Origin of the sequence: Salinicoccus sp. ID82-1, from assembly GCF_021991715.1 — a bacterium.
Classification (GTDB): domain Bacteria; phylum Bacillota; class Bacilli; order Staphylococcales; family Salinicoccaceae; genus Salinicoccus; species Salinicoccus cyprini.
In genome coordinates this window covers 71,014-87,851 of sequence record NZ_JAGFLY010000003.1, presented here as the reverse complement: position 1 = coordinate 87,851, position 16,838 = coordinate 71,014, and the positions used below count along the sequence as shown (strand labels likewise).

The window sequence follows — 16,838 nt, the reverse complement described above, 5'->3', positions numbered from 1 at the left end:
AATTGCCTCCTAAAATTAATGCGAAATGTGCGAAGAAAGTGGCTGTGGATCTTTCTCCACAAATCCTTCAGTTTCAATTTCGTTTGCATAGCTCATGTATGCGCCAGGGAATTTCTTCATGTCCCAGGATTTCATTCCTTTATTTCCGCCGTAAAGAGGGTCTGCATAGGCCCCGGAAAGGGTGGCGAGTCTTAGCTCCTCAAAGAAGTCATTTGACTTGATGCCTTTCATTTCCAATTCGTTATTCTGCATCTCGGTCAGGATTTCATCCATCTGTTCACCTTCGAGGTCAAAGAATGCCATCTCGTGACGGGACTGTGCTTCCGCATTCATCACACGGATGCCTTCTGCAAAGATGTCACGTCTGATCAGCGCATACTGCGGTCCCTGGTAATCGGTGCCCTGCTTGAATGGACCTTTCATGTACTCTCTGGCATTCGCTCCATAGCCGCCCGCAAGTTCATGATCGATGAACCATGCGACGCCAAGAGTGGTTGCGCCCGGACCGTTATCATCTTCAGGGAAGATGCGTTCAGCTGCTGCTTCGATCGTCTGGAACTCATCCTTGTGCTGGAAGTATTTGAAAGCATGGTTGAAATTTTGTGTCGCATCGTCACTTTCAGGCTGGTGGGCTTCCTGATCCTGGACCTCCGTCTGCTGAATTTCTGACGACGTATCATCCTTCAGCAGCGATCCCAAATATGTTCCAGTGACAAGAGTACCTGTCGCAACACCCGACATCTTCAGGAAATTACGTCTGGAAAAAGATTTTTCCGTTTCCTTGTTAGACATATCTTCACCTCTATATTAGAATAAGTTGGTATGTTATAGCTTGTTCACAAAAATATATAGTAAACCATTATAGTCAATTGCACAAGGAGGAAAAATAATGCGCGTTCCTTTAAGCCAAACTTCGAAATATCTTTTCAAGTCCCACCCAGGTGTCGATATAAAGTATCTAGAGCATGATATCAGCGGTGAGACGAAAGTCACAGAATTCCTGACACCGAACCAGTTCGAGTCGCTCGGATCTGAAGCGAGGAAAAATCACGGCAGATTTCTGGAAGAGATCAATGACAAAGTCCGTGATCAGATCCGCATATCGAACTTCTACCGATTTTTCAGTGCTGCGCTTCTGATCTTCTTCATCATCCTGCCCGCCCTTATCCTCTTTTTCCTGGGAGGAAGTCATTGGGGACTAATCGGCGGTGTCTACTATGCATTCTTTGCCTACCTTCTTGTCGAAGCATACATCCAGGCGAACAGAAACTATTTCGAGTACCACCTGTATGAAAAATTCGAAAAAGAATATGTAGGATGAACCGGCAGCCTTCTTTGGCCCGTTTCCTGATTTTCAGGAGACGGATCAGGAGGATGCCGGTTTTTATTTTCCTAAAGTGTAAAACTGCCTTAAAAATAAAAATCAAAATGGCCATTTTTCACCATATATAGAGTAGGAGGTGTTTTCATGTTCATGACAGAACGGCATGAATCGAAAGAACAGTTATTTTATGAGGTGCTTGAAAAGAGGTGCGCATTGCATGATGGAGAAGCGAAGCGGTTGAAAATACTGCGCCAGGGACTGGAAGGCGAGCGTATCTATGATCGGCTGTGGGATGAGGTCGGGCATGCAGATCTGATGATATTCCGTGATATATGGATGCGGATCGAGAATGCGGTTCTGCAGATCGATGCACTGGTCGTGACCGATGGCAAGCTGATCGTCAACGAAATCAAGAATTACAGTGGGCGGTACATGTATGAGGATGGGACCTGGTACGTCAACAATTTCCAGATTTCCGAAGATCCGCTGGCCCAGCTCAGTCGGACCGCCGGCAAGCTGGTCCGCTTGAAGTATCTCGATCAGAAGCAGTTCGATGCGGAGAAAAAAGTGGTTTTCGTCAATCCAGATTTCAATCTCACTACGAGTTCAGTGGAAGGCCGGAAGCATATTGTCGACCGGTCGCTGCTCAAACACTATCTGCGTGATATCGCCCGCAGCCATTCCGGCCAGAATGCGTCGGAATTGGCATCAGCCATCCATCAGTACATGACCGAAGATCCGATGACCGTGCCGGAAGTGGAGACCGGGCGGATCAGAGCGGGCTTTTATTGTGGGCGGTGCAACGCTTTTGATCTTGAGTTGGAGCCCTTCCGGACGCGGTGTATCCTGTGCGGTCATCTGGAGACCGTTGAATATCAGACAGTGCGGGCCATCATCGATTTTGCAAATTTATTTCCAGAGCAGGGCATCACCAAGCATAATCTCCGCTGGATCACTGGCGGAGAAGTGGGCGACCGCAGAATGGAACGGTATCTGAACAAATATTGCACACTCACAAGGAGAGGGAAGCACTCAGCCTATACAATCGATACGTTGGACCTGGGAGAGCTGCTGAAAATGAAAAGCTATACTTCGAGGTATGAAAAAGACAAGTCGATTCTGGCGGACTAGGATGGCTAATTCACCGTCGTGGGCGGCGCCATGGTGAGTTGAGCGTCCAATTCACCGTCTCAGACATCACCATGGCGAGTTAAACGTCTAATTCACCATCTCAGACATCACCATGGCGAGTTGGGGGGCTAATTCACCATCTCAGGCGTTACCATGGCGAGTTGGGCGTCTAATTCACCATCTCAGGCACTACCATGGCGAGTTGAGCGTCTAATTCACCGTCTCAGGCACTACCATGGTGAGTTGAGCGTCCAATTCACCGTCTCAGGCGTTACCATGGTGAGTTGGGGGGCTAATTCACCATCTCAGGCGTTACCATGGCGAGTTGGGGGTCTAATTCACCGTTTCAGGCGTTACCATGGTGAGTTGAGCGTCTAATTCACCGTCTCAGGCGTTACCATGGTGAGTTGGGCGTCCAATTCACCGTCTCAGGCGTTACCATGGCGAGTTGAGCGTCCAATTCACCATCTCGCGCGCCCCGCCGCCGAGTTGGATCCACACCCACAACCCCAACACACACAAAAACACCGCAAAGCCCTCCACAATCCCGGGTTTTGCGGTGTTTTATTTCACCTAATCCAGATATTCGACGACTTCCAGCTCATCAGTATAGGATGTCATATGCGTCTGCACATCGGAATAGACAGCGTCAGCATCCTCCAACCCGTATTCGGCAGCATCGGCAAGTGGCACCAGTTCGAAATCGGTATATTCATTGCTGTGGACGTAGGTCGGCATGAAGCGGACGTCTTCGACTGTTGTCCCACCGCCACCAGCACGATGATTGATATCAAACTCGATGATGCCGCCGAGCTTCGTATCCAGATCCTGCTGGGCGCTGAAAAAGTTGGCGAGGGAGTAGGCGATGACGGTTTCACCGCCGTCCGATCGCTCGTATATATCGACAGGCTGCAAAACATGCGGATGGTGGCCGAGAATGATGTCGGCGCCGGCTTCCGCAATCTGCTCGAACTGCACGACGTGGTCCTCCCGTGGATAGGGGGCGTACTCGACGCCCTGGTGCATGCTGACGACGAGGAGATCGACTTCGTCACGCAGTGCTTCCATATCGGACAGGATTGTCGGCATGTCGATGAAGTTCACCAGATAGTCCTGGCCCTGGGGCACGGGGATGCCGTTCGTGCCATACGTATAGGCGAGGAAGCCGACAGTGACGCCATCGACCTCGATCACTCGCTCCCGTGCGGCATCCTCTGCACTGGCATTGGCACCGACATATTCGATGCCTTTCTCCTGCAGAATCTCCGTCGTCTTCTCGACCCCACGGGTACTCCGGTCAAGCGTATGATTGTTGGCGAGCGAGACGATATCGGCGTTCAAGTACTCGAGCAGATCGGCCGTCTCAAGCGGTGCATTGAAGGCAGGATAGCCGCTCAATCGCAGTTCCTCTCCGCCGATCGGCGTCTCCTGGTTCAGAAATACCAGGTCCTGATTCTGCAAGTATGGCGCCACTTCATCGACACGTGAAATAAAATCATAGCCCGATTCCGTTGCGACATCCTCATACAGATGGTCATGGATCAGCACATCACCGGCGGCTGCAAAACTGAACGACTTTTCAAAGTGTGTACTGACGACGTGGTTGATCACTTCTCCCGCAACCGGCTCAATTTCTTTTGAATATGCTTCATGGACTGCAGTATCAGCCCCTCCCCCGAAAGGCCAGCTGAGCAGTACAAGCATGAATACTTTTATCATTTAATCACCCCATTTACATGTATTATACTGGTTTCAGGCAAAAAAAAGAATGGCCGGCAGATTGCCAGGCCATCCTTACACGGAACTACCCTTTGGCAGTCCGCCTTTCCAGCGTATACAGTACGGCGTAGTAGGCGAACAGGATCAGGAATATGATGCCGCTCGCCATGAGTGTGGCGGTGACGGTGCCGAACAGGTCGGCGGTCAGGCCGCCGAGCATCGGTCCGATCATGGCACCGATGCCCTGGATGGAACTGATGACGCCCCATGATTCCTCCTTGTCGCTGCTGGCGATGGAGCCGGCGAGGAATTTATTCCACGCAGGCAGCATCACGCCGTAGGACAGGCCGATCAGACTGGCGATGATGAAGATCAGCCAGACGGTTTCAAGTGTGCTGAACCAGATGACGCCGACGGCATAGACGAGGAATCCGGCAACGATGATGGTGCGCGTGAACCCTTCGGTATGCAGGTCGAGTGCACGGCTCAGCACTGTCATGCTGAAGGCGACGATGCCGAATACGAGCAGGATGAAGAATGTATACTCGAAATAGTTCAGCTCGAGCAGCGATGTGATATATGTCGGCAGAATCGGCAGCAGCATGCCGACGCCAAGGCCCTGGAGCATGATTCCGGGCATGTTCTTCATATGGCGGCGCAGAATGACCCATGTCTCCTTGAGTGGCAGCCTGCGCTTCCTGCGGTCCTCCGCGACACCTTCCCTCGCCTCGACTTTGTAGTCGCCCGGCATGACCAGGAAGACGATGAAGTTCACGAGGAACACGGCACCCATCGCATAGACGGACGCGGCATCGAATATGCCGATCAGGAAGTTCATGATGACCATGCCCGAACCAAGCCCGCACAGCCATGCGAAGAAGATGAGCCCCATCTCACGGCCGCGTTTCTCATCCTGCACGTTCGACAGCGCGATGATCCATATCGGACAGACGCTGATGCCGAGCAGACAGGCCGCGATGAGCAGCACGTAGAAGCTCTGGTCGAACATGACGACGACCATGGCGCCGATACCGACAAGGTAGCTCAGGAACATCGTCCACCATGCACCGATCTTGCGCATGATGAAGCCGAGCCAGATGTTCGTCACCGCGTCGAATACATAGTGCATCGTAATGACGATGGATGAGAGGCCAATCGATATGATGCCGATGGTCGGCAGGGCAGGGAGGTAGCTCAGTATGAACATGCCACGCACAACTTCCGTCAGGCACAGTATGAAAGCGAGTTTCCAGAATCTTTTCTTATGGTCTTTCGTAGTCATATTATCACCCATATGACGCAATGCCTGTCGCAAAGCGTGTATCCTATAAAGTATTGTAGTACGTTTTGATGATACTTACGGCGGGTACCCTCTGTCAATTACTACTATTAAAGCGCCCCCTTATATTGTATAATATAAAAGTTGAAAGGTGGCTTGGAACATGAATTCGAGGACTTTGATTTCCCTTTTGAAAATAAAGCAGACATACGGCAGTTTCCCGGAAACTGTCTCCCATATTACAGTGGATTCGCGCGAAGTGGATCAGAATTCCGTCTTCGTCGCAATCAAAGGCTACCAGCGGGATGGCTTCGATTTCATCCCCCAGGCGATCGAATCGGGATGCCGCTTCATCGTAAGTGACCGCTACACGGCACTGCCGGATACAATCGGCCTGCTGGTCGTCAGAGACCCGGGCAAAGTGGCGGCGCTGTTTGCGGAATATATATATGAATTCCCGCACGAGACCCAGACGATGATCGGTGTCACCGGCACGAACGGCAAGACGACAGTCGCAACCATGATCCACAATCTGAGCCGGGCACTCGGCAAGAACAGTGCCTACCTCGGAACGAACGGCTTCATGCTGAATGAAGACCGCTACGACAGCGCCAATACGACGCCGGAGACGACGCGCCTGCACAAGCGGCTCCACGAGGCGCATGAGCGGGAAACGGAAGTATTTACGATGGAAGTCTCCTCCCATGCACTGAAGATCGGCCGGACGTACGGCATCGACTATGATATCACCATATTCACGAACCTGACGCAGGACCATCTCGACTTCCACAATACGATGGATGAATACGGCTACACGAAGGGCCTGCTGTTCTCACAGATGGGGCAGAACATGAAGGACCGCAAATACCTCGTGCTGAACCATGATGATCCTTGGACGGAGCGCTACCGGACGATGACCGCGCATGAAGCCATCACATACGGCATGACGGATGAGGCGGACTTCTGGCCGTCCGAAATCGAAGGGACGCTCGAAGGCTTCAACTTCACACTCAATACACCGGAAGGGCCGTTCCACGTCGAATCGCCGTTCATCGGCCACTTCAATATACAGAACCTGATGTGCGCCATCATCAGCGAATGGCTCCAGGGCTACAGGCTGCCGCGCGTCGTCCAGGCCGTCAGCACGATGGCGCCGGTGGAGGGACGTCTTGAAGTACTCGATAAGACGCTGCCGGTCGATATCATCATCGACTTTGCGCATACGCCGGACGCGCTCGATAAGATCATCGATACGATCGAGCCGTTCGTCACAGGCCGGCTGATCTTCCTCGTCGGCATGACCGGCGAGCGCGACCTGTCGAAGGCGGCGGAGATGGGACGCATATCAACACGGGCGGATGTGGCGATATTCACGCCCGACAACCCGGCCAACGATGATCCCGGAATGCTCGTCCGTGCGCTCGAAGCCGGTGCTGCACATGACAACTACCACTCATTCACCGACCGTACAAAAGGCATCGAATATGCCATCGATATCGCAGAGCCCGGTGATACGATTGTGCTCGCATGCAAGGGGCGCGAACCGTACCAGATCATGGAGAACTACGTCAAGATCCCCCACCGCGATGATCTGATTGCGCTCGACCGCGCCTACCGCAAGTACCGGAGTGAAGAATATGCAGCAGATTGAGACGCATATCGAAGGCCAGGCGATCGAGGCCTTCATTTTCATGCATGACACCCGGGATACGTACATCATCAGCATACCGGATGTCAATTTCAGCATCGAATACAGCCGGTCGCTCGATACAAAAGGCCAGTTCGAAGAGATCGTCGTCCATCTGTTCAATGTGATGGATGAGGCGTCATGCGAAACCGTTGCACGCGACATTACCGAAGCAACCTCTACCAAGTAAGGAGAAAATTATGGATTTGACTCATGAAATAGAAAAAAGAAAGACGTTCGCCATCATCTCGCACCCGGATGCCGGGAAGACGACACTGACCGAGAAGCTGCTGCTGTTCGGCGGTGCCATCCGCCAGGCCGGAACGGTCAAAGGGAAGAAGAGCGGCAAGTTCGCGACTTCGGACTGGATGAAGGTCGAGCAGGAACGTGGCATCAGTGTGACGAGCTCCGTCATGCAGTTCGACTTCGACGGCTACAAGATCAACATTCTTGATACACCGGGGCACGAAGACTTCTCGGAGGATACGTACCGGACGCTGCTCGCCGTCGACTCGGCCGTCATGGTCATCGATGCTGCAAAGGGCATCGAGCCGCAGACGCTGAAGCTCTTCAAAGTATGCCGTATGCGCGGCATCCCGATCTTCACGTTCATCAACAAGCTCGACCGCATGGGCAAGGAGCCGTTCGAGCTGCTTGAGGAGATCGAATCGACACTCGAGATCGAAACGTACCCGATGACGTGGCCGATCGGCATGGGACAGAGCTTCTTCGGCATCATCAACCGCAAGGACCGCACCATCAACCCGTACCGTGAAGAGGACAAACTGACACTTGATGATGACTATGAACTCGAGGAGGATCATGCCATCCAGGCGGATGAAGCATTCCAGACAGCCATCGAGGAGTTCATGCTGGTCGAGGAGGCGGGGGACGCCTTCGACCGTGAGAAGATTTCAAAAGGGGATCTGACACCGGTCTTCTTCGGTTCCGCACTATCCACATTCGGCATCGAGGAGTTCCTCGATACGTATGTCGACTATGCGCCGATGCCGACACCAAGAAAGACGAAGGCAGAAACGGAAGTCGCGCCGACGAACGAAAACTTCAGCGGTTTCATTTTCAAGATCCAGGCCAACATGGACCCGCGCCACCGCGACCGCCTGGCATTCCTGCGCGTCGTCTCCGGCAAGTTTACGCGCGGCATGGATGTGACGCTCGCCCGTACCGGCCGCAAGAGCAAGCTGAACCGCGCGACGATGTTCATGGCCGATGATACCGAAACCGTCAACGAAGCCTTTGCCGGCGACATCATCGGTCTGTACGACACCGGCAACTTCCAGATCGGTGATACGCTCTATCACGGCAGCAAGGTGGAATTCGAGGAGCTGCCACGCTTCACACCGGAGCTCTTCATGAAAGTTTCCGCCAAAAACGTGCTGAAGCAGAAGCACTTCTACAAAGGCATCGAGCAGCTCGTGCAGGAAGGTGCCATCCAGTACTACAAGACGATGCACACCAACCAGCCGATCCTCGGTGCCGTCGGCCAGCTGCAGTTCGAAGTGTTCGAACACCGCATGAAGAACGAGTACAACACGGACGTCATCATGGAGCCGGTCGGCAAGAAGATTGCCCGCTGGATTGAAAATGAAGAAGCGATCACGGATGCGATGAACAGTGCCCGCGCCAACCTCGTGCTCGACCGCTATGACAACCAGGTATTCCTGTTCGAAAACGAATTTGCGATGCGCTGGTTCAGCGAGAAATATCCGGAAATAAAACTCTACAACCTGCTCTAGCATAATTGCTTTACTTCAGTCGTCAAATCGACTATATTTAGATAGGTAATAAAACTGAACACGCACCTTTTCATCGGAAAAGGGGAGTAACGAATGGGGCGACCCATCAATGTATCGTCATGACGGATAATTCCCGGTACATTGAGCAATACGCTGTATTGTATCGTGAGACCTTGGCCGGATGCCTGCCACAAGTGGAGGCATTCCTGGATCAGGGTCTTTTTGTGTTCATACCAGAAAAAGGAGGAATAAGGATATGGATTTTGCAGTTCTACTCGAATATGCATGGGTACTTGTCGTACTCGTTGTACTTGAAGGTCTGCTCGCAGCAGACAACGCGGTCGTCCTTGCTGTCATGGTAAAGCACCTCGACAAGGACCGTCGCAAGAAAGCACTCTTCTACGGGCTGCTCGGGGCATTCGTGTTCCGTATGGTCGCCATACTGCTGCTCGTCTGGCTCGTACAGTGGTGGTGGATGCAGGCAGCAGGTGCACTCTACCTGTTCTATGTATCGATTTCACACCTCATCAAGCTGAAGCAGGGTGAGAAGGAGCCGGAAGAACCGACAGCCGGTACGGAAGGTGTCGTGCTTGACGAAGCGAAGAAGAAGGGCGGCGGCTTCTGGTTTACGGTCTTCAAAGTTGAACTCGCCGACATCGCATTTGCCATCGACTCCATTCTGGCAGCCGCAGCCATCGCGCTGGCCCTGCCTGAAGTCGGAGGAGATTTCTTCGGCATCAACGCCGGGCAGTACACGGTCATGCTGATCGGTGGTCTTGTCGGTGTCATCATCATGCGTTTCTTTGCCACGTGGTTCGTCGAACTGCTCAACAGGAAGCCGGGACTCGAAGTGGCCGCATTCATCATCGTCGGCTGGGTTGGTGTCAAACTTGCCGTGCTGACACTCGCACACGATGCCATCCACGTCATTCCGCATGATTTCCCGCACTCTGTCACATGGAAACTCATCTTCTGGGCAGTCATGGTCATCATCATTGCAGCCGGCTGGTTCCTGAGCAATGACGACAATAACGGTAAAAAAGTGGAAAGCCTCCACTAAAATCTCTATAATGAGGGACACAAACTTATTAGGAGGAGTCGCCTTTGGAAAGATCACAGAAGCACATCATTCCAAAAGATCAGTATCGTCGGAATAGACGTGTATTTTCAGACGATGGTTCACAGAAGATCAATGGACCGGATCAGACACCACAAGATACTACAGACACCGTTTCATCAGAAAACCACTATGATACAGTCCAGGATCCATCAGCGGATGGAGCGGACACGACGTATGCAGCAGCAGAGCGTGAAAATGACGGAAGCCAGGCAGACGGGTCGCGCGACTATGCTCCTGGTGAAGAGGACTACAGGGACAACAGCGCACCGGCCAGCATGGGAGGCACCCCAGCAAATACGTCCGGTCGCGGTCCGTCAGATGGAAATGGCAACGGTGGCGGCCGCAGAAGAGGCTGTCTCGGCAGCCTGCTCCTGCCGTTCCTTGCCGGTCTGATCGGTGCACTTGCCATGCTTCTCCTGTTCAACCTTTTTGATGATAATAATGACGGTGGCGGTACCGGGAATCCGGACGACGGCGTTTCTGAAGAAAACCGCCAGGAAATCGAAGACATCAAAGGTCAGCTCCAGGAGCAGAGCGGTGATGAGAACAAGCAGATCTCCGATATAACTGCTGCGATCCAAAGAGCCAAGCAGTCGGTCGTATCGGTCATCAATCTGCAGAAGGCCGGCCAGATTGTACCGGGCTACCAGGAGGTTCCTGAAAGTGAACCCGAGGAAGCGGGCACCGGTTCCGGTGTCATCTACAAGCTGACTGATGAGTATGCCTACATTGTCACGAACAACCACGTAGTGGAAGGGGCAGAAGAACTTCAGGTCAATCTTGAAAATGGAGACCAGCTGACTGCTGAACTGATCGGTACCGATGTCTGGACCGATCTGGCTGTCCTTCGTGTCGAGCGTGGCAACATTGAAAACGCGATCGATTTCGGCAACAGCGACGAGCTGCTTGTCGGTGAAACAGCAATCGCCATCGGTTCTCCGCTCGGCCAGGCCTTCTCAGGCTCTGTATCGAGAGGCATCATCTCCGGTCTTGACCGCAGTGTGCCGGTCGATATCGATACCGACGGCAACTATGACTGGGAAGCCAATGTCCTTCAGACTGATGCTGCCATCAACCCCGGCAACTCCGGTGGTGCACTTGTCGACCAGGCCGGCAACCTGATCGGCATCAACTCCATGAAGATCAGCATGCCGACAGTCGAAGGCATCGGCTTCGCGATTCCAGTGAATGAAGTCGAACAGATCGTCACCCAGCTCGAAGAGAACGGTGAAGTGCAGCGCCCTTACCTTGGCGTCATGCTCCAGGATCTCTATACTGTACCGGCTGAAGTGCTGGTCAACCAGATGAATCTGCCGGACGATGTCAATTCCGGTGTCATCATCAGCAATGTTGAGGAAGGCACGCCTGCTGCCGAAGCCGGACTCGAAGCACTGGACGTCGTCGTATCGCTGGACGGCGAGCCGGTGGAGAACATGCTTGAGCTGAGGAAATACCTCTATTATGAAAAAGCCCAGGGCGAAGAACTCGAGATCGAGTACTACCGCAATGGTGAACTCCAGACGACTACAGCAACACTCGAATAGATAGGCAAGCACCGGCCACAGGCCGGTGCTTTTTGTATGCTTGAGCATGAGAGGGACAGGGTAGTATAGGACAGAAGCCAATCTTACCTTGACATGATTGTTCACGGTACGTAATAATGAGGTGTATTTTTGAAAGCATCGAATGAAACGGGTGCATTGGAAAGAAGGGGTCGCAATGTTTAAGTGGCTGGAGAGGTTCCTGGATTCCCTCACTCCACAACGGGGCATTTTTTTATACTATCTTATTGCATTATTCATAGCGAGCGCCGTTCTGAGCCTTCCCATCCTATACCGCGGTGAAAAGGGTACGGCACTGATCGATACGATCTTTGTCGCGGCATCGGCCCTGTCGGTGACTGGACTGACCTCCATCAACATTTCGGAAACATTCAATACTGCTGGATACGCCGTCATCATGCTGATCATGAACCTCGGCGGCATCGGAATCATGGCGATGGGAACGATGGTGTGGGTACTGTTCGGCCGGCGTATCGGTCTTCGAGAGCGTGTACAGATTGCGGTGGACAACAACCAGTATAAATTTTCAGGTGCGGTCAAGTTGGTGCTTGAGATCATCCGGACACTTCTCATCATCGAGGTTGCCGGTGCGCTCATCTACTTCACCTATTTCATGATCAATACGAATGATCTTTACTACTCAGTCATGCATGGCATATTCCTGTCAGTGTCCGCCACAACCAACGGCGGCATGGATCTGTTCGGCAACTCGCTGCTCGGCTTCGAAGAGGCATACATACTGCAGGTGCCGGTCATGATCCAGATCATGCTCGGCGCAATCGGATATCCTGTACTGATCGAAGTGCAGCGTTTCCTGAGCAAGCATCACAAGAATTTCCGCTTTACACTGTTTGCCAAGCTGACCACGCTGACGTACGGACTGCTCTTTTTCATCGGTGCATTCTTCATCTTCGTCATGGAATCCCAGCACTATTTCCTGACTGATTCCTGGTTCAAGACGATGATGAACAGCCTGTTCGCTTCAGCAACCACGCGGAGCGGAGGGCTGACCACCGTCGATCCGAGCCAATTCAGTGATGGCACCCAGCTTATGATGAGTGCCTTCATGTTCATCGGTGCCTCGCCAAGTTCTGCCGGCGGCGGCATCCGGACGACCACATTCGCGCTGCTGATCCTGTTCCTCATCGCATTCAGTCGAGGACGGACGGACATCCGGATCTTCAATCGCGAGATTGCCAAGGAGGATCTGCATCGTGCCTTCGCCGTCATTACGCTCGCAACACTGCTCGTCTTCACCGGCATCCTCTCCGTCGTGCTGTTCGAGGACGGCCGGTTCGACCTTATTGATATCATCTTTGAAATAACCAGCGCGTTCGGAACGTGCGGCATGTCGACCGGCATCACCGATGATCTGTCCTCTCCGAGCAAGGTCATCGTCATGATCTTCATGTTCATCGGCCGGATCGGCTTCATATCATTCCTGTTCTCGATGGCCGGACGCCAGAAGGAACTGCCGTACCACTTCCCTAAAGAGCGCATCCTGATCGGCTAGACTTCATTTTGAAATATGAAAGGGGCCAGTGAGATTATGCAAGAGTTCTTCAGTGTCAGCCTCATCCTGACACAGCACATCAACCGCAGACTGGGGAGGACGCCCGGTGTGACACTGTCCAAAGTATCGAGATACAAGCGGGAAGTCTCCCTCGAGGAGAACCATCACATCCTCCTGTGCGATCTCGGCGGGACACTCGGCATCGACCAGGAGTATATCGCGCCACGCAACCCGTCGATTACCGCCATGAACTACATGGGCTACAGCTTCGGCGTCTTCAACCACCAGGATATGTCGAACATCTCCCATCTGCGCCGCACGATGAGCTTTTCGAAGTTCCCATGGATGAACTGCAACATCACCCATCCGATGACAAAGGAGCCATTTTTCGGCGAACCGTACGAAATATACAACATCAATGGCATGAAGCTCGCCATCCTGAGCGGATATGGCGGGTCCTTCCGTCCTGAAGCTGAAAATGAACACCCGACACTCCACGTATCATCACTCGGCAACTCGGTAAAACGCTGGCTCCGCTATATATACGATACGGAAGATCCGGACTACGTCATCGTCTGCATCTCGGACGCCGATGATGAAATCGACACCATCGTCGATGACATGGAGGGTGTCGGTCTGCTCATCACCGGCAGCTGTGAAGGCGAAGATCTCGAAGAGAATGAATATGAGACCTTTTCGATCGAAGACGGACAGAACATCCCAAGGTATCATCACCATCACACCGGAAAAGTCATGCATGTCGAGCTCAGCTTCAAGACACGCACCACCACTTACGAATTTCTGAACCACTCCGTAGCGCGCATCGACCGTGAAATCTCCCAGCTCAGCGATGACCAGCGTATGCTCGATCTTGTGCATTATCATCTGTAGGATGTGGATTGAAAAAGAAGCTTCCCCCTCGTGGGGAAGCTTCTTTTTTGTGGAGTCGGGCGTGGGGTGGGGTGAGATGGCGGGGCCAATTCACCATCTTGGGCGTTACCATGGCGAGTTAGAGGGCCAACTCACCATCGTGGACGTTACCATGGTGAGTTAGAGGGTTAATTCACCATCGTAGGCGTTACCATGGCGAGTTAGAGGGCCAACTCACCATCGTGGACGTTACCATGGTGAGTTAGAGGGTTAATTCACTATCGTAGGCGTTACCATGGCGAGTTAGAAGGCCAACTCACCATCGTGGACGTTACCATGGTGAGTTAGAGGGCCAACTCACCATCGTAGGCACCGCCATGGCAAGTTGGAGGGTTAACTCACCATCGTAGGTGCCGCCATGGCAAGTTAAGCGTCCAACTCACCATCATCGGGCGGCGCCATGGAGAATTGAAAATATACTCCCAAAAAACCAGCACAAAAAGCCGCCCTCCGCACAAACTGGAACAAATCCAGTCTGCCAGGGGGCGGCTTCGTCTCCATCTATAGCTGCTTCAACGACGTCCGGCATAGGCCGAAACCCTAAACCATAAACCCGAAACGCCATTGACGATCAGAGAAATTAACCTTCGATGATTTTATAACGTTTGTGGTTGACTACTGTTTTTTCAAACATCTCATGTTCATCGAAACTATCGTTGATTGTAATGTCGACGATGACCGAGTTTTCATTCACCTTCTCGACTTTGCCTCTCATACCATCAAATTCCACGATATTTCCGACTTTCGCAGCTTCTACTTCTACTTCCTCCATGCGTCATACCTCCACATCAATGATGTAAGACATTATACTACTTTTTACGAATTTTTCAATCCATACAAGGTCTGATTCGCAAAAATAAAAGTAACCGCTTACACTTTCGCCTCCGGCCCCAAGCTCCGAAACAATAGGCCTACACTTCAATCCGCCGGCGGTGCATCCTGAAGTTGCGGGACTTCGGTTGCGCGCTTTTTGCCAGAATCTTACGTGTACGCTTCAGCTTCTTTTTGTCCTTCTTCACCTGTTTTTCGAGGTCGAACGGGTGAAGCATGTCGTGGGCGACCATGTAGTCTGTAATGCGTGCATGCTGGTTCAACGCCTGGGACATCTGCCGCTTCAGCATATCGCGTATTTCCGGATTGACTGTTTCCGTCAGCGCCACTGCATACGCACGGACGGTGGCTTTCGATGAGACGAGCAGTTCCGTCGCAACCAGCTCGTCAGTCTTTCCGCCGGCATTTTTCAAAATATCATCAAGTTCCATCACTGGGGCCTCCCTGATCTATGGTAAAAATGTTTCAATCTCATCTATGGCTTTTTCGGAGTTGTGCTGCTCCCGACGCAGCAGTTTCTTAAGCTCCGGATCTTTCACAATTGCATCCATCATATGCGCCTTCAGCAGATTGGACCGTCGCTGCGTGGTCACTTCGTGAAGCTCCAATGTTTCATGGATACCGAGTTCAACATTATCATTCTCTTTCCCTGCCATGACCTGCCTCCCAAATTCCCTATAGGACACAAGAATACCATGAGTTGCCGCATCAGACACCCTCCATTAAAATAATCACAACTTTCAAAATTCATCAAACAGCCTGCGCAGCTTCAGACGCGCCGACTTCCGCCAGTTCTTCACGCTCGATACGCTATAGCCGGACATCCCGGCAATCTCCCGTACGCTGTAGCCTTTTACAGTATAGGAGAGCCACAGCAGCTCATTCGGATCAAGGTATTGATGCACGCCTTCAAGTTCGAACAAGCCGAGATGATCCGCGCGGCCGCCGACACTTTCGTACAACAGCTCGTCCACCGTCACACTGACGGCATTCGTATATTTCGAAACTTTGCGGATCTCGTCGATCATGCGCTGATAGATGCGGGTGTACACGAACTGTGATTCCGTCGCGCCTTTTGCTGCAATGTCATCGTAGGTGGACAGTGCGTTATACACCGCCATGCGGCCCACCTGCATATAGTCGTCCTGGTCGAACTGGATGTTGAGCCGTGCCATGATGCTGTAGATCATCGGTTCGTAGCCTATTATCTTATCATTCATACTGTCGTCCTGTGACGCATCGATACATCGTTTATTTCCGGATGACTGCATCTTAAAATAAACCCGGGACACCGGCGAACGCACCAGCACACAAAAAAACGTACTAACTTCCACTATTAGTTAACATTTTATTAAATATTGTTAATATTATGTTATATAAAGTGGAATTAGGGTATAATTGACGTTGCAAATAAACAAAGGGGTGAACCATGCTTACAACATCACTGCTCAATCCCGGAGTCTGCTACATCGAAACGCTGCAGCATCCGGAGTTCCTATGCCAGGCGGTCTATCATGGCGAGGCACCGGTCCCGTCCAGGCAGCCGAGTGAAACGCTGATCGATGAACTGCTCATCTACTGCCACGCCACCAATCTGAGTGCGAAGCGCGCCCATCTGAAGGCGGCGCACGGCATCCACCGGATGGGACCGATCGTCGTCGATGAACGCATCCAGTTTGTACTCTTTCCGATTACTGTCAGCCGTACCCGCAATCCGTTCTGGGTCAATCTGCATCATTTCCTGCAATTTCAGCCATCGGATGATGGCATGACAATGATCCACTTCAATCATGGTATGATGAAGGGGGTCGCAGCCGACTACAGAATGTGCGAGAAGCAGTATGAGAAAGCGCTCAAAGTGCTCGACCGGTCGACGAAAATAAAGGAGCAGAGTGCCCTCTACATCACACGCAGCCACCAGATGCCGAATATCTGACGGCAAATGCACCCAGTTAATTTATTTTTCTGTATATTTTACTTCAAAT

At 52.2% G+C, this 16,838-nt stretch carries 17 protein-coding genes; 10 read left to right on the top strand and 7 right to left on the bottom strand.

The annotated features are described in order from the left end of the window. Window positions 1-15: 15 nt before the first annotated feature. On the bottom strand, window positions 16-792 hold the full coding sequence (locus tag J4760_RS08240) for a gluconate 2-dehydrogenase subunit 3 family protein (RefSeq protein ID WP_237605402.1): 777 nt from the start codon (window positions 790-792) through the stop codon (window positions 16-18). A gap of 97 nt (window positions 793-889) precedes the next feature. Here J4760_RS08240 and J4760_RS08235 point away from each other — a divergent pair, with 97 nt between their 5' ends. Further along, complete coding sequence (locus J4760_RS08235; RefSeq protein ID WP_237605401.1) at window positions 890-1,321, top strand: 6TM ABC transporter family protein; 432 nt, start codon at window positions 890-892, stop codon at window positions 1,319-1,321. Between the two features lie 147 nt (window positions 1,322-1,468). Next, window positions 1,469-2,455: a nuclease-related domain-containing protein gene (locus J4760_RS08230; RefSeq protein WP_237605400.1), complete on the top strand. Its 987-nt coding sequence runs from the start codon at window positions 1,469-1,471 to the stop codon at window positions 2,453-2,455. Between the two features lie 573 nt (window positions 2,456-3,028). Here the strand turns inward: J4760_RS08230 and J4760_RS08225 are convergent. Next, window positions 3,029-4,174, bottom strand: a complete 1,146-nt coding sequence (locus tag J4760_RS08225) for a CapA family protein (RefSeq protein ID WP_237605399.1) — start codon at window positions 4,172-4,174, stop codon at window positions 3,029-3,031. 85 nt (window positions 4,175-4,259) lie between these two features. After that, complete coding sequence (locus J4760_RS08220; RefSeq protein WP_237605398.1) at window positions 4,260-5,456, bottom strand: MFS transporter; 1,197 nt, start codon at window positions 5,454-5,456, stop codon at window positions 4,260-4,262. 160 nt (window positions 5,457-5,616) lie between these two features. Here J4760_RS08220 and J4760_RS08215 point away from each other — a divergent pair, with 160 nt between their 5' ends. The 7 genes from J4760_RS08215 to J4760_RS08185 all read left to right on the top strand — a co-directional run bounded on the left by J4760_RS08215 (window position 5,617) and on the right by J4760_RS08185 (window position 13,983). Further along, entirely contained in the window at window positions 5,617-7,104 is a 1,488-nt protein-coding gene (locus J4760_RS08215) for a UDP-N-acetylmuramoyl-L-alanyl-D-glutamate--2,6-diaminopimelate ligase (RefSeq protein ID WP_237605397.1), read from the top strand. After that, on the top strand, window positions 7,091-7,330 hold the full coding sequence (locus J4760_RS08210) for a YueH family protein (protein ID WP_237605396.1): 240 nt from the start codon (window positions 7,091-7,093) through the stop codon (window positions 7,328-7,330). Before J4760_RS08215 ends, J4760_RS08210 begins: the two co-directional genes overlap by 14 nt. Before the next feature lie 10 nt (window positions 7,331-7,340). Then, the gene (locus tag J4760_RS08205) at window positions 7,341-8,897 is read left to right on the top strand and encodes a peptide chain release factor 3 (RefSeq protein WP_237605395.1); all 1,557 of its coding nucleotides are present in this window, start codon (window positions 7,341-7,343) and stop codon (window positions 8,895-8,897) included. A gap of 256 nt (window positions 8,898-9,153) precedes the next feature. Beyond that, complete coding sequence (locus J4760_RS08200; protein WP_145284338.1) at window positions 9,154-9,957, top strand: TerC family protein; 804 nt, start codon at window positions 9,154-9,156, stop codon at window positions 9,955-9,957. Window positions 9,958-10,001: 44 nt separating this feature from the next. Continuing rightward, a complete protein-coding gene (locus J4760_RS08195) occupies window positions 10,002-11,561 on the top strand; it encodes a S1C family serine protease (protein WP_237605394.1) in 1,560 nt (519 codons plus the stop codon). 175 nt (window positions 11,562-11,736) lie between these two features. After that, entirely contained in the window at window positions 11,737-13,092 is a 1,356-nt protein-coding gene (locus tag J4760_RS08190) for a TrkH family potassium uptake protein (protein WP_237605393.1), read from the top strand. A gap of 36 nt (window positions 13,093-13,128) precedes the next feature. Continuing rightward, window positions 13,129-13,983: a bifunctional UDP-sugar hydrolase/5'-nucleotidase gene (locus J4760_RS08185; protein WP_237605392.1), complete on the top strand. Its 855-nt coding sequence runs from the start codon at window positions 13,129-13,131 to the stop codon at window positions 13,981-13,983. A gap of 619 nt (window positions 13,984-14,602) precedes the next feature. Here J4760_RS08185 and J4760_RS08180 read toward each other — a convergent pair. From J4760_RS08180 to J4760_RS08165, 4 genes are all read right to left on the bottom strand, one after another. Then, window positions 14,603-14,794 carry a YkvS family protein gene (locus tag J4760_RS08180; protein WP_145284350.1) on the bottom strand — a complete coding sequence of 64 codons (192 nt, stop codon included), beginning with the start codon at window positions 14,792-14,794 and terminating at the stop codon, window positions 14,603-14,605. Between the two features lie 139 nt (window positions 14,795-14,933). Next, the gene (locus tag J4760_RS08175; RefSeq protein ID WP_237605391.1) at window positions 14,934-15,284 is read right to left on the bottom strand and encodes a spore coat protein; all 351 of its coding nucleotides are present in this window, start codon (window positions 15,282-15,284) and stop codon (window positions 14,934-14,936) included. An 18-nt stretch (window positions 15,285-15,302) separates the two neighbouring features. After that, a complete protein-coding gene (locus J4760_RS08170) occupies window positions 15,303-15,509 on the bottom strand; it encodes a spore coat protein (protein ID WP_237605390.1) in 207 nt (68 codons plus the stop codon). Between the two features lie 84 nt (window positions 15,510-15,593). Further along, window positions 15,594-16,073, bottom strand: coding sequence for a sigma-70 family RNA polymerase sigma factor (locus tag J4760_RS08165; RefSeq protein ID WP_237605389.1), 480 nt, complete (start codon window positions 16,071-16,073; stop codon window positions 15,594-15,596). Window positions 16,074-16,282: 209 nt separating this feature from the next. Here J4760_RS08165 and J4760_RS08160 point away from each other — a divergent pair, with 209 nt between their 5' ends. After that, entirely contained in the window at window positions 16,283-16,789 is a 507-nt protein-coding gene (locus J4760_RS08160; protein ID WP_237605388.1) for a competence protein ComK, read from the top strand. Window positions 16,790-16,838: the final 49 nt, after the last annotated feature.